The organism is Kitasatospora sp. NPDC127060 (genome assembly GCF_042724935.1).
In the GTDB taxonomy this organism is placed as follows: domain Bacteria; phylum Actinomycetota; class Actinomycetes; order Streptomycetales; family Streptomycetaceae; genus Kitasatospora.
Genome location: NZ_JBHXEG010000134.1, coordinates 1 through 14,985, shown reverse-complemented (window position 1 = coordinate 14,985; position 14,985 = coordinate 1). Strand labels below are relative to the sequence as shown.

The 14,985-nt window shown below is 76.7% G+C and carries 2 protein-coding genes; both read left to right on the top strand.

From position 1 onward, the window contains the following. Positions 1–158: 158 nt before the first annotated feature. A complete protein-coding gene (locus ACFWIS_RS39055) occupies positions 159–14,006 on the top strand; it encodes an SDR family NAD(P)-dependent oxidoreductase (RefSeq protein ID WP_380462949.1) in 13,848 nt (4,615 codons plus the stop codon). 26 nt (positions 14,007–14,032) lie between these two features. Beyond that, positions 14,033–14,985, top strand: a 953-nt coding sequence (locus ACFWIS_RS39050; RefSeq protein WP_380462947.1) for a beta-ketoacyl synthase N-terminal-like domain-containing protein, incomplete at its 3' end; no start/stop codon positions are given.

Here is a 14,985-nt window from a genome sequence, read left to right as displayed (position 1 = left end):
GCACCCTGCGCCGCAACACCCCCGAAACCACCCAACTCACCCACGCCCTCGCCCACACCTGGACCCACAACACCCCCACCACCACAACCACCAAAACCCCCACCCCCCACCACACCCCCCTCCCCACCTACCCCTTCCAACACCAGCACTACTGGGCCATGCCGAGCAGCACGTCGGTCGGGTCCGGGCAGACCACGACCGGCCACCCGCTGGTCAGCGGCAGCCTCGAACAACCCGAGGGGCGGGGGCTGATCCTCACCGGCCAGGTCTCCACCACGGCGCAGCCCTGGCTGGCCGACCACGCCGTGCAGGACACCGTCCTGGTCCCGGGCACCGCGTTCCTCGACATGGCGCTGCACGCCGCCGGGGCGCTCGGCCGTGCCCACGTCGAGGAGCTCACCCTCGAAAGTCCGCTCACCCTGCCCGACGGCTCCCCGGTCCGGCTCCATGTCGCCACCGCACCCGACGGGGACGGCCGTCACACCGTCACCGTCCACTCGCGTCCGGCCGGCGACCCGGACCAGCCGTGGACCCGCCACGCCGTCGGCACCATCGCGGAGGGCGCCCGGTCCGAGCCGCCGGTGGTCGACGAGGCGTGGCCGCCGGCCGGGGCCGAGCCCGTCCCGCTGGACGACTTCTACGGGCGGCTCGCCGGCCTCGGTTACCTGTACGGTCCGACCTTCCGCGGGCTGCGGGCGGCCTGGCGGGACGGCGACGTGTTCTACGCCGACATCCGGTTGCCCGAGGACGCCGATCCGGCCGGTTTCGCCGTCCACCCGGCACTGCTCGACGCCGCGCTGCACACGGTGGCGCTCGGCGCCGGCCCGGACGGCGCCGCGCCCCCCGTCCGGCTGCCGTTCTCCTGGTCCGGCGTCACCCTGCACGCGACCGGGGCGACCGCGCTGCGGGTGCGCACGACGCTGGTCGACGACACCACGGCCGCGCTCGACATCGCCGACGGTTTCGGGCGGCCGCTCATCACGATCCCGTCGCTGCGGCTGCGGGAGCTCGACCCGGGACGGCTCGCGGGCCCGCACCCGCTGCACAACTCGATCTTCCGGATGGACTGGGTCCGCACGGAGCCCGCCCGCGCCGTCGGCGCCTCCCCCGAGAGCGCCGCCCCGGCCCGGGAGGCCGGGGCCTGGGCGGTGCTCGGGGACGGCGCGGCCGGTCTGGGCGTGCCGCTCGACGGGGTCGCGGAGCACGCGACGCTGGGCGCCCTGGTCGGGGCGATGGACGCCGGTGCGCCCGCACCGGACGTCGTCCTGCTGCCCTGCCCCACGCCGCCGACCGGCGCCGATCCGGCCGCGCTCGCGCACGACACCGCGCGACACGTCCTCGGCCTGGTCCAGGCGTGGCTCGCCGAGGAGCGGTTCGCCTCGTCCACGTTGGTCGTCCTGACCCGCGGCGCCGTGGCCGTCCACCCCGGCGACCCGATCGAGGACCTTCCGGGCTCGACGGTGTGGGGTCTGCTCCGCGCCGCCTGGTGGGAGGAGCCGGGCCGGTTCGTGCTGGTCGACCTGGACGGCGCCGGCACGGCACCGGCGGCGCTGCGCGAGGCGGTCGCCTCCGGCGAGATCCAGGTCGCGCTGCGGGACGGCGCCTGCCTGCGCCCGCGCCTGGTCGCCGTCCGGCCCGAGGAGGAGGCCCCCGGGTTCGCCTTCGACCCGGACGGCACCGTCCTGGTCACCGGCGGGACCGGCACGATCGGCGCCCACCTCGCCCGGCACCTGGTGACCACCCACGGGGTCCGGCACCTGCTGCTCACCAGCCGCAGCGGCGTCGCGGCTCCGGGCGCACCGGAGTTGGGGGACGAGCTGGTGGCGGCGGGCGCCGACGTCACCATCGCCGCCTGCGACACCGCCGACCGCGCGGCACTCGCGGGGCTGCTCGCGGGCATCCCCGAGGAGCATCCGCTCACCGCCGTGGTGCACACCGCCGGGGTCCTGGAGGACGGCGTGCTCGGCGCGCTCACCGGCGAGCAGGCGGACGCCGTCCTGCGGCCGAAGGCGGACGCGGCCTGGCACCTGCACACGCTGACCGAGGGCCTCGATCTGCGGTCGTTCGTGCTGTTCTCCTCCGCCGCGGGCGTCATCGGCAACCCGGGGCAGTCCACCTACGCGGCCGCCAACACCTTCGTGGACGCGCTGGCCGCCCACCGCCGCTCCCGCGGACTGCCCGCGGATTCGCTGGCATGGGGCCTGTGGGCGGAGACCAGCTCCATGACGGCCGGTCTGGACAGCGCCGGCGTCGCCCGGCTGACCCGCAACGCGGCGGCGATCGGCACCGAGCAGGGGATGGCCCTGTTCGACGCGGCGCTCGCGGTGCCGGACCACACCCCGCTGCTGCTCGCCCGCATCCGGCCCACCACGATCGACGCGGAGGACGGCTCGGTCGCGCCGATCCTGCGCACCCTGGCCAGGCCGTCCCTGCGGCGGGCCGCCGCGGCCGCCGCCGAGCCGTCCGCCACCGGGGGCCTGGCCGGACGGCTGCGCCCGCTGGGCGGTGCGGAGCGGCGAGCGGCGCTCACCGACCTGATCGGCGCGCACGTCGCGGCGGTGCTCGGGCACGGCGGAACGGGCGGAACGGGCGGCGTGGACGCGACGCGCAGCTTCAAGGACATGGGCTTCGACTCGCTCACCGCCGTCGAGTTCCGCAACCGGATGAACACCGCGACGGGGCTCCGACTGCCGGCCACGCTGGTCTTCGACCATCCGACCGTGGCGGCGCTCGCCGACCGGCTGGGTGCCGAACTGCTGGACACCGAGCCGCCCGTCGCGGCGCCGGTCGCGAACGGCACCGCCGCGTCCGCCACGGCGGGCGGGGAGGAGGACGACCGGATCGCGATCGTCGGCATGGCGTGCCGCTTCCCCGGCGGCGTCCGGACCCCCGACGCCCTGTGGCGGCTGGTGGCCGACGGCGTCGACGCGATCGGCGGATTCCCGGCCAACCGCGGCTGGGACGCCGAGGATCTGTACGACCCGGACCCGGACCGGCAGGGGAAGACGTACGCCCGGCACGGCGGGTTCCTGCACGACGCCGACGAGTTCGACGCGGAGTTCTTCGGGGTGAGCCCCCGCGAGGCACTGGCGATGGACCCGCAGCAGCGGCTGCTGCTCGCGTCCACGTGGGAGGTGCTGGAGAACGCCGCCATCGACCCGGCCTCACTGCGCGGCAGCGCCACCGGGGTGTTCATCGGGACGGCCGCGCAGGAGTACGGGCTCGGTGCCCGGCCGGCCGGCACCGACCCCGAGGGCTATCGGATCACCGGTTCGACGACGAGCGTCGCCTCCGGCCGGATCGCCTACACCTTCGGCCTCGAAGGGCCGGCGATGACCGTCGACACGGCCTGCTCCTCGTCACTGGTCGCCCTGCACCTGGCCGCGCAGTCACTGCGCAACGGCGAATGCGGGCTGGCACTGGCGGGCGGCGCCGCGGTCATGGCGACGCCGACGCTGTTCGTCGAGTTCAGCCGGCAGCGGGGCCTGGCGCCCGACGGCCGGTGCAAGCCGTTCGGCGCCGCCGCCGACGGCACCGCCTGGGGCGAGGGCGTCGGCGTGCTGCTGCTGGAGCGGTTGTCGGACGCCCGGCGCAACGGGCACCAGGTGCTCGCGGTGGTGCGCGGCTCGGCCGTGAACTCCGACGGCACCAGCAACGGCCTGACCGCCCCCAACGGCCCCTCCCAGCAGCGGGTGATCCGCCAGGCCCTGGCCAACGCGGGCCTCGCACCCGCCGACGTCGACGCGGTCGAGGCGCACGGCACCGGGACGAGGCTCGGCGACCCGATCGAGGCCCAGGCGCTGCTGGCCACCTACGGGCAGGACCGGCCCGCCGACCGGCCGCTCTGGATCGGCTCGGTCAAGTCCAACATCGGCCACACCCAGGCCGCCGCCGGCGTCGCCGGGATCATCAAGACGGTGCAGGCGATGCGGCACGGCGTCCTGCCCCGCACCCTGAACGTGGACGAGCCGACGCCGCACGTCGACTGGGAGTCCGGCGGCGTCCGGGTGCTCACCGCCGACCGGCCGTGGTCGGACACCGCCGGGCCGCGCCGCGCCGGTGTCTCGGCGTTCGGCATCAGCGGCACCAACGCGCACGTCGTCCTGGAATGGGACCCGGCGACCGCGGCCGTCCCGGACCCCGGTCCCGCGCCCGTCAGCGTCACCGCCGAACTCGCCGAGGCCGCCGAACTCGCCGAAGCCGACGGGAACGGGGCCGCCGGAGCCGACGAGGCGGCCGGAGCCGACGAGGCCACCGCCAAGGCCGGGCGGGAGGACCGTCCGGACCCGGCCGCCGCGCCCCCGGTGGTCCCCTGGCTGCTGTCGGCCAGGACCGAAGCCGCGCTGACCGCGCACGCACGGCAGCTCGCCGCCCATCTCGACGGGCACGACGGCCTGCGCCCCGCCGACGTCGCCGCCGCGCTGGCGGCCCGGCCACTGCACGAACACCGCGCCGCCGTGACCGGCAGCACCCGCGAGGAGTTCCGCGCCGCCCTGGCGGCCGTCGCCGACGGCGGACGGACCGCCGGCGGGGTGCGCCCCGGGGCGGGCCGGACCGCGTTCCTGTTCTCCGGCCAGGGCGCCCAGCGGCCCGGGATGGGCCGGGAGCTGTACGAGCACTTCCCGGTCTTCGCCGCCGAACTCGACCGGGTCTGCGCGCACGTGGACGCCCGACTGGACGTACCGCTGCGCTCGGTGATGTTCGCCGAGGCGGGCACGGCGGAGGCGGCACTGCTCGACCGGACCGGATACGGGCAGCCGGCCGTCTTCGCCCTGGAGGTGGCGCTGTTCCGCCTGCTCGGGTCGTGGGGCCTGCGGCCCGACGCCGTACTCGGGCACTCGGTCGGCGAGATCGCCGCCGCACACGTGGCCGGGGTCCTCGGCCTCGCCGACGCCTGCACGCTGGTCGCCGAACGCTCGCGGCTGATGCAGTCGGTGACGGCGCGCGGCGCGATGGTCGCGATCCGGGCGGGCGAGGAGGAGGTCGCCCGGTCCCTGGTGGAAGCCGCCGGAGCGGGGGCCGTCTCGATCGCGGCCGTCAACACCGCCCGGTCGACCGTCGTCTCCGGCGACGCGGAGGCCGTGGCCCGGGTCGCGGCCCACTGGTCGGAGCGCGGCCGCAGGACGACGCCGCTGCGGGTCAGCCACGCGTTCCACTCGCCGCACATGGACGGCATCCTGGACGAGTTCGGCGAGGTCGTCGGCCGCCTCGACTTCCACCCGGCGCAGCTGCCGATCGTCTCCGGACTCACCGGGCGGCAGGCCACCGGGGCGGAGCTGGCCGATCCGGCGTACTGGACGCGCCAGGTGCGGGAGGCGGTCCGGTTCCACGACGGGACGGAAGCGCTGCGCGAGCTGGGCGCCACGGTGTTCTTCGAGGTCGGCCCCGATGCGGCGCTGACCGCGCTGGTGTCGGACGGACCGGAGGACTCCGCCGACGGAACCGCCGCGGCCACGGACGACGACACGAACGACCGCACAGGCAACGGCACGAACGACCGTACGAGCGACGGCACGGGCGACGGCACGGGCCCGGGCCGGGCCACCGACGAGGGCCCCGACGCGGGCACGCCCGCAGGCACCGGCCACCGCCGCAGCCACCGGATCGCGGCGCTGCGCCGGGACCGCCCGGAGCCGCCGACCCTGGTCGCGGCCGTGGCGGAGGCCGCGCTCCGCGGAGCCGCGGTGGACTGGCGGGCGTTCTTCGCCCGGCTCTCCCCGCAACCGGTGCAACTGCCCAACTACCCCTTCCAGGGGCGGCGGTTCTGGCTCTCGGCCGCCCTCTCCCCCGCCACCCCGGGCACCGGGGCCGGCGCGCACGGGCTGCTGACGGCGGCGACGTCGCTGGCCGACGGCGGCGGGTGGCTGCTGAGCGGCCGGGTGTCCCGAAGCACCCACCCGTGGCTCACCGAGCACACCGTGAACGGCGCCGCGATCGTGCCCGGCACGGTCTTCCTCGACATCGCGGTGCACACGGCGAAGGTCACCGGGAACGCCCGGATCGACGAACTCACCGTCGAGGCGGCGCTCCTGCTGCCGGAGAGCGGGGCCGTGGACCTCCAGGTCCTGGTGTCCGCACCTGACGCGCGCGGCCTGCACACCCTCACGATCAGCTCGCGCGCCCACGGGCACCGCGACGAGGACGGCGACCGTCCCTGGACCCGGCACGCGTCCGGGGCGCTGGGCGGCCGTCCCGCCGAGCCGTTCGAGGACTTCCCGGCGGCCTGGCCGCCGCCGGGCGCCGAGCCGATCGACCTCGACGGGCTGTACGACACGCTCGCCGACGCCGGTGTCGGCTACGGGCCCGCCTTCCAGGGGCTGCGGTCGGCCTGGCGGGACGACACCGCCGTCTACACGGAGGCCGACGCCCCCGAGGCCGACGGCGGCACGGACGGCCTGCATCCGGCGGTGCTCGACGCCTCGCTGCACGCACTGGCGACCGACCACCCCTCGCTGAACGCCGGCGGGGAGGTCCTGCTGCCCTTCTCCTGGCGCGGTGTCGACCCGTACGCCTGGAGCGCCGCGACGATCCGCAGCCGGCTGACCCGGACCGGGCCCGACACCCTGGCGCTGGCCGTCACCGATTCCGACGGGACCCCCGTGGCGGCGGTGGAGGCCCTACGGGTCCGGGCGGTGGCCCTCGGCGAGGTCGGCGCGCGGCGGCACGAGGCGTACCGGCTGGACTGGGGCCCGGTGACGGCCCGTCCGGAGCCGGCGCCCGCGACCGACGCCGTCCTGCTGCGGGTGGAGGCGTCCGGCGACGCCGGGCCCGAGGAGGTTCGCGCCACCGTGGCCCGGGTGCTCGACACGGTCCAGCGGTGGGCGACCGGAGACCACCCGGCGCGGTCCCGCCTGGTGGTCGTCACCCGGGGCGCCGTCGTCACCGGCCCCGGTCCCGAGGCCGGCGGCGCGCCCGGCACCGACCCGACCGGCACCGACCTGGCGGGCGCCGACCTGGCGGGCGCCGCCGTCTGGGGCCTGGTCCGCAGCGCGCAGGCCGAGCACCCCGGGCGGTTCGTCCTGCTCGACCTCGAAGGCGGGCCCGTCGGCAGCTCCGTCGGCAGCTCCGTCGGCGGCACCGACAGCGGCCCCGCAACCGGCGCCGACAGCGACTCCGAGGACTCCCTCACCCGGACCATCGCCGCGGCCCTCGCCCTCGACGAACCCCAACTGGCCCTGCGCCAGGGCGATTTCCTGACCCCCCGGGTGACCGCCGCACCACTGACCGCCCCCGCCGGCTCCCCGCTCGACCCGGACGGGACGGTCCTGGTCACCGGCGGCACCGGCGCCCTGGGCGCTCTCGTGGCCCGGCACCTCGTCACCCGCCACGGCGTCCGGCACCTGCTGCTGGCCGGCCGCCGGGGCGCCGACGCGCCGGGCGCCACCGAGCTGCGGTCCGAACTGGCCGGGTACGGCGCCGAGGTGACCGTCGCCGCCTGCGACGCCGCCGACCGCGAGGCACTCGCGGAGCTGCTCGCGGGCATCCCCGACGGGCACCCGCTCACGGCCGTCGTGCACACCGCCGGGGTCCTGGACGACGCCGCACTGGACAACCTGGGCCCCGACCGGATCGACACGGTCTTCCGGCCGAAGGCCGACGCCGCCCGGCACCTGCACGAGCTGACCGCCGGCACCGGGCTCGCGGCCTTCGTCCTGTTCTCCTCCGTCGCGGGCACGCTCGGCACACCCGGACAGGCCAACTACGCGGCCGCGAACGCCTGTCTCGACGCCCTCGCGCACCGCCGCCGCGCCCTGGGACTCCCCGCGACCAGCCTGGTGTGGGGGCCGTGGGCGGAGGCCGGCGGGATGGCGGCCGACGAACGGCGGGTCCGCCAGGCCGCGCTGGTCCCGCTGTCCGCCGAGGCCGGCCTCGGCCTGTTCGACGCCGCCCTCGCCGCGGACCACCCGGTGCCGCTCGCGCTGCGCCTCGACCGCGCCGCCCTGCGCGCGGCGGACCCGGCGGCGGTCCCGCCGGTGCTGTCGGCGCTGGCGGGCACGCCCGCACACCGCCGGACCGAGCGGACCCCGCTCCTGCGGCGACTCCAGGGCCTCGACGGAGCGCGGCGGACCCAGGTGCTGCTGGCGGCGGTGCGCGACCAGGTCGCGGCGGTCCTCGGGCACGAGGGCACCGACCGTGTCCCCGCCGACCGCGAGTTCAACGAGCTGGGCTTCGACTCGCTGACCGGCATCGACCTGCGCAACCGGCTCTCCGCCGCGACCGGCCTGCGGCTGCCCGCGACGCTCGTCTTCGACTACCCCAACCCGGCGGCGCTGGCCGCCCATCTCGGGGCCGAACTGCCCGGCCTGGGCGCAACGGCGCCCGGACGGCCCGAGCCCGCGCGGCGGACCCGGCCGACGGTCACGGACGATCCGATCGTGATCGTCGGGATGGCCTGCCGGTTCCCCGGTGAGGTCCGGTCCCCGGAGGACCTGTGGCGGCTGGTCCGCGACGGGGTCGACGCGATCGGCCCGTTCCCCACCGACCGGGACTGGGACGTCGAGGAGCTCTACGACCCGGCGCCCGAGCGGCACGGCAAGTCCTACACCCGCGAGGGCGGCTTCCTCCACGACGCGGACCGGTTCGACCCGCACTTCTTCGGGATGAGCCCGCGCGACGCGATGGCCGCCGACCCGCAGCAGCGGCTGCTGCTCGAAACCGGCTGGGAGGTGCTGGAACGCGCCGGCATCGACCCGGCGGACCTCCGCGGCAGCCGCACCGGGGTCTTCACCGGCGTCATGTACAGCGATTACGGCGCCCGCCTGGTGAACAGCCGGGTCGACGAGTACGAGGGATACCTCGGCACGGGCAGCGCGGGCAGCATCGCGTCCGGCCGCGTCGCCTACACCTTCGGCTTCGAGGGCCCGGCAATCACCGTGGACACCGCCTGCTCGTCCTCCCTGGTGAGCCTGCACCTCGCCGTCCGCGCCCTGCGCGACGGCGAGTGCGACCTCGCGCTCGCCGGCGGCGTGACCGTGATGGCGACCCCGGCCCCCTTCGTCGAGTTCAGCCGCCAGCGCGGGCTCGCCCCGGACGGCCGCTGCAAGCCGTTCGGCGCGGGCGCCGACGGGGTCGCCTGGGCGGAGGGCGTGGGACTGCTGCTGGTCGAGCGGCTCTCCGACGCCCGCCGCCACGGCCACCGGGTGCTCGCCGTGGTCCGCGGGACGGCCGTCAACCAGGACGGCGCCTCCAACGGGCTCACCGCGCCCAACGGCCCGTCCCAGCAGCGGGTGATCCGCCAGGCCCTGGCCGACGCGGGCCTCGCACCCGCCGACGTGGACGCGGTCGAGGCGCACGGCACCGGGACGCCGCTGGGGGACCCGATCGAGGCCCAGGCGCTGATGGCGGTCTACGGGCAGGACCGGGAGGCCGACAGGCCGCTCTGGATCGGCTCGGTCAAGTCCAACATCGGGCACGCCCAGGCCGCCGCCGGGGTCGCCGGCATCATCAAGACGGTGCAGGCGCTCCAGCACGGCCGACTGCCGCGCAGCCTGCACGCCGACACTCCGTCACCGCACGTGGACTGGGCGTCGGGCGGTGTCGCCGTCCTGCGGGAGGAGCGGGCCTGGCCGGACCACGACGGCCCGCGCCGCGCCGGGGTGTCGGCGTTCGGCATCAGCGGCACCAACGCGCACGTCGTCCTGGAGGCGCCCGCCGCCGAGGACCTGCCCGGGACGGCCACCGCTCCCGGGGGCACCGCGCCCGACGCTTCGACCGCACCCGACGCTTCGACCGCTTCGACCGCTCCGGCAGCTCCGGCCACCTCGACCGCTGCCGCCGAGCCCGCCGTTCCCGCCCCGGTGGTGCCCTGGCTGCTGTCGGCCAGGACGGACCCGGCCCTCGCCGAACACGCCGCCCGGGTGCGCGACTTCGTCCGGGAGCACCCCGAGCACGGTCCCGCCGACCTCGCCCGCTCGCTCGGCGTCCGGTCGGTGTTCGAGCGGGCGGCCGCGGTGGTCGGCCGGACCCGGGAGGACCTGCTCTCCGGGCTGGACGCGCTCGCCGCGGGCCGCACCGCACCGCACGTCGTCCGGGGCGGTACCGGGGAGCGCGGCGCGACCGCCTTCCTGTTCTCCGGTCAGGGATCCCAGCGGGCCCGGATGGGCAGCGGCCTGTACGCGGCCCACCCGGAGTTCCGGCGCGCGCTGGACGAGGTGTGCGCGCACTTCGACGGACTGCTCGACCGGCCGCTGCGGGGGCTGATGTTCGCGCCCGCCGGGACCGCCGAGGAGGATCTGCTGCACGAGACCCGCTACACGCAGCCCGCGCTCTTCGCCCTGGAGGTCGCCCTCTACCGGCTGCTGCGGAGCTGGGGCGTCGCCCCCGACTACCTGATGGGGCACTCGGTCGGCGAGTTCGCCGCCGCGCACGTCGCGGGCGTCCTGTCGCTGGCCGACGCCTGCACGCTGGTCGCCGTCCGCGGCCGGCTGATGCACGAGGTCGCCGGCCGCGGCGCCATGGTGGCGATCGGCGCGGGCGCCGACGAGGTGCGCGCCTCGCTGGCCGGCCGGGAGGACGCGGTCGGCATCGCCGCCGTCAACGGCCCCGCCGGCACGGTGGTGTCGGGCGACGAGGTCGCCGTCATGGCGGTCGTCGACGAGTGGGCCCGGCGCGGCAGCAGGACCAAGCGCCTGCTGGTCAGCCACGCCTTCCACTCGCCGCTGATGGAGCCGATGACGGCGGCCCTCCGGGCGACCGCCGAGCGGCTGCGCTACGCGGAGCCGACCATCCCCGTGGTGTCGACCGTCACCGGGGCCGTGGTGGAGCCCGGCACCATGGCGTCGGCCGACTACTGGGTCGACCAGGTGCTGCGGCCGGTGCTGTTCGCGGACGGCATCGCGACCCTGCACGCCGCCGGGGTGCGCGCCTACCTGGAACTGGGCTCGGACGCGCTGGCCTCGATCACCCCGGACTGCCTGCCCGAGCAGGACCTCCGGCCGCTGGTGGGCGCACTGCTGCGCAAGGACCGGCCCGAACCGGAGTCGGTGGCCACCGCGCTGGCCCAGGCACGGCTGCACGGCGTGCGGGTGGACCTGGCGGCCCTGCTGCCCGACGCCCGCCCCGCGGACGGCCTGCCCACGTACCCGTTCCAGCGCGAGCGCTTCTGGCTCAGCCGGCCCGCCGACTCCGGCGACCCGACGGGGCTCGGCCTGGACCGGACGACCCACCCCTTCCTCGGTGCCGGAACCGAACTGCCCGACGGGGGCTTCCTGTTCACCGGGCGGATCTCGGCGCAGACCCAGCCCTGGCTGGCCGATCACACCGTCCACGGCAGTCTGGTCGTCCCCGCCACGGCGCTGGTCGAGCCGGCCCTGTACGCGGGCGGGCGGGCCGGTTGCGGCCGGGTCGACGAGCTCGACCTGTCCGCCCCGCTGGTCCTGCCCGAGACCGGGGCCGTCCACCTCCAGGTGGTCACCGGTGCCCCCGACGCCGACGGCCGACGGAGCGTCGTCATCCGTTCCCGGCCGGCCGGTTCGGCCGAGGAGGGATGGACGCGTCACGGCCAGGGCATCCTCGCCCCCTCGGCCCCGGCCCCGGCCCCGGCCCCGGCCCCCGACGGCGCCTGGCCGCCGCCCGGCGCGCAACCCGCCGACGCCGCCGAGATCTACGAACTGCTCGCCGGCCTCGGCCTCGGCTACGGTCCCGCGTTCCGCGGCCTGCGCAAGGTGTGGCGGCACGGCGACGAGGTACTGGCCGAGGTCCGGCTGACCGGGTCGCCCTCGTCCGGCTTCCGGATCCACCCCGCGCTGCTGGACGCCGCCCTGCACACCCTCGCGTACGTCCACACCGACGTGGACCGCGCCGCGGGCGTGCCGGTGCCGTTCTCCTGGGCGGGCGTCAGCGTGTCCGGGGACGCCACGGACACCCTCCGCGTACGGCTGACCCGGGCGGGCACCGGGTTCGCGCTGCGGCTGACCGACGACCGGGGCGGCGAGGTCGCCGCGATCGAGTCGCTGTCGGTCCGGAACCTGGCGCCCGGACAGTTCGGCGCGGCGGGGGGCGAGGGGTCCAGGGCGCGGTTCGGCGTCACCTGGACCGAGGTCGCACTGCCCGCCCCGCCGGACGGCGCGGGCACCCCGGTCGCCCCGGTGGACGCCCTGCTGGACGCCGCGGTGGGCCGGCCGGTGAACGGGTCCGCCCCGGACACCGCCGCCGCGCCGGACCTGCTGCTCCTCGACTGCACACGGATCCCCGCCGCAGGCCCGGCCCCGACGGACGCGGACCCGGCACTCGACGACCCGGCACTCGACGACCCGGCGGGCACGGACCCGGCCGAGGCGGCGCGCCGGGCGACCGCGCACGTCCTCGGCGTCCTCCAGGCCTTCCTCGCCGAGGACCGGTTCACCGGCTCCCGGCTCGGCGTCCTCACCCGCTCGACTGTGTCCGCCGTGGCCGGCGACCGCGTCGCCGACCTCGCGGGCGCCGCCATCGGCGGCCTGGTCCGCGCCGCACAGACCGAGAACCCCGACCGGATCGTCCTGGTCGACACCGACGGCACCGAGGCATCCGCCCCGGCCGTGCGCGCCGCGCTGCTCACCGGCGAACCGTGGCTCGCACTGCGGGACGGGAAGGCCTACGCCGCCCGCCTGGCCCGCGTCGGCACCGAGGACGCCGGGGCCGCCCCTCGGACCCACCGGTCCGGTGCGGCGGACGACGGCACCGCACCGTTCGCTCCCGACGGGACGGTGCTCGTCACCGGCGGCACCGGGGCGCTCGGCACGCTGATCGCCCGGCACCTGGTCACCGCCCACGGCGTCCGGCACCTGCTGCTCACCAGCCGCAGCGGCCGCGCCGCGGCGGGAGCGGAGGAACTGCTCGCCGAACTGGCCGGCCTCGGCGCCCACGCCACCGTGGCGGCGTGCGACGTCGGCGACCGGGACGCGCTGGCCGACCTGCTCGCCGCGATACCCGGCACGCACCCCCTCACCGCGGTGATCCACGCCGCGGGCGTCCTGGACGACTCGACGATCCCCGGCCTCACCGCCGACCGGATCGCCACCGTCCTGCGGCCCAAGGCCGACGCGGCCTGGCACCTCCACCGGCTCACCGAAGGCCTGGACCTCACACAGTTCGTGCTGTTCTCCTCCGCCTCCGGAGTGCTCGGCGGCGCCGGCCAGGGCAACTACGCGGCCGCCAACGCCTTCCTCGACGCGCTAGCCGAACAGCGGCACTCCCGCGGCCTGCCCGCCGCCTCCCTCGCCTGGGGGATGTGGGAGACCGACGGGACGATGACCGGCGGCCTCGGCACGGCCGACCGGGCCCGCATCGGCCGCGGCGGAATGCTGCCCCTCGCCGCCGGACAGGGCCTCGCCCTGTTCGACTCCGCCCTGCACGACGGCCGCACCACCACCACCCTCCTCCGGCTCGACCCGCCGACCCTGCGCGCTCAGGCCGAGGACGGCACCCTGCCCCCGATCCTGCGCACCCTGGCCGGCCCCCCGCGCCCTCGCCGGGACACCGAGGCCGGCCCGTCGCTCGCCCAGCGCCTCGTGGGCCGCGCCGAGACCGAACAGACCGACCTGCTGCTGGAGTTCCTCCGCCAGGAGATCTCGATCACCCTGGGGCACGCCGGAGCTGCCGCCGTGGAGCTCAACCGCGGCTTCCTGGAACTCGGCTTCGACTCCCTCACCGCCATCGAGCTCCGCAACCGACTGAGCGACGCCGTCGGCCGGCGGCTGCCGGCCACCACCCTGTTCGACTACCCGACCCCACGCAAGCTCGCCGATCGTCTGCGTGAACTGCTGGTCCCCGCCGGCCCGTCCGGCCCGTCCGGCCCGTCCGGCCCGTCCGGCCCCGCCGACGCGGCCGACGCGGCGCTCCGCAGGCTCATCGCATCGGTCCCGCCGGAGCGCCTGCGCGAAGCGGGGCTGCTGGACGCCGTCCTCGGCCTGGCCGACGGCGCCGACGGACCCGGACGGACGGCGCAGGAGGACGACGAGGAGCAGGACCTCATCGACGCCGACGTCGAGGACCTCGTCCGGATCGCCCTCACCGACACCGACTCGTGACCACCCCAGAACCGACGGAGCCGACGATGAACATGCCTACCGAGAAGGTCGTCGAAGCGCTGCGCACGTCACTGCTGGAGAACAAGCGCCTTCGACGGCAGCTCCAGCGGCACACCGACGCGACGGCCGAACCGATCGCGATCGTCGGGATGGCCTGCCGCTACCCCGGCGGCGTGCACTCGCCCGAGGACCTGTGGCGCCTCGTCGCCTCCGGCGGCGATGCCATCGGCCCCTTCCCCCGCGATCGCGGCTGGGACGTCGACGGCCTGTACGACCCGGACCCGGACGCGCCCGGCAAGTCGTACGTGCGGGAGGGCGGATTCCTGGACGCCGCCGCCGACTTCGACCCCGCGTTCTTCGGCATCAGCCCGCGCGAGGCCCTGGCGATGGACCCGCAGCAGCGGCTGCTGCTGGAGACCGGCTGGGAGGCCTTCGAGCACGCCGGCCTCGACCCCGAGGCGCTGCGCGGCTCCCGCACCGGCGTCTTCACCGGCGTCATGTACGGCGACTACGCGTCGCGTCTGCGCCGGATGCCGGAGGGGTTGGAGGGCCAGGTGGTCACGGGCAGCGCGGGCAGCGTCGCCTCCGGGCGGCTGTCCTACAGCTTCGGCCTGGAGGGCCCGGCCGTCACCCTGGACACGGCGTGCTCCTCGTCGCTGGTCGCCCTGCACCTGGCCGCGCAGTCACTGCGCAACGGCGAGTGCGACCTCGCCCTGGCGGGCGGCGTGACCGTCATGGCCACCCCGGTCGCGTTCACCGGATTCAGCCGACAGCGCGGCCTGGCCCCCGACGGGCGCTCCAAGTCCTTCGCGGCCGCCGCCGACGGCGTGGTGTGGAGCGAGGGCGTCGGCCTGCTGCTGGTCGAGCGGCTCTCCGACGCACGGCGCAACGGCCACCAGATCCTCGCGGTGGTGCGCGGCTCGGCCGTCAACCAGGACGGGACCACCAGTCAGCTGTCGGCCCCCAACGGCCCCGCGCA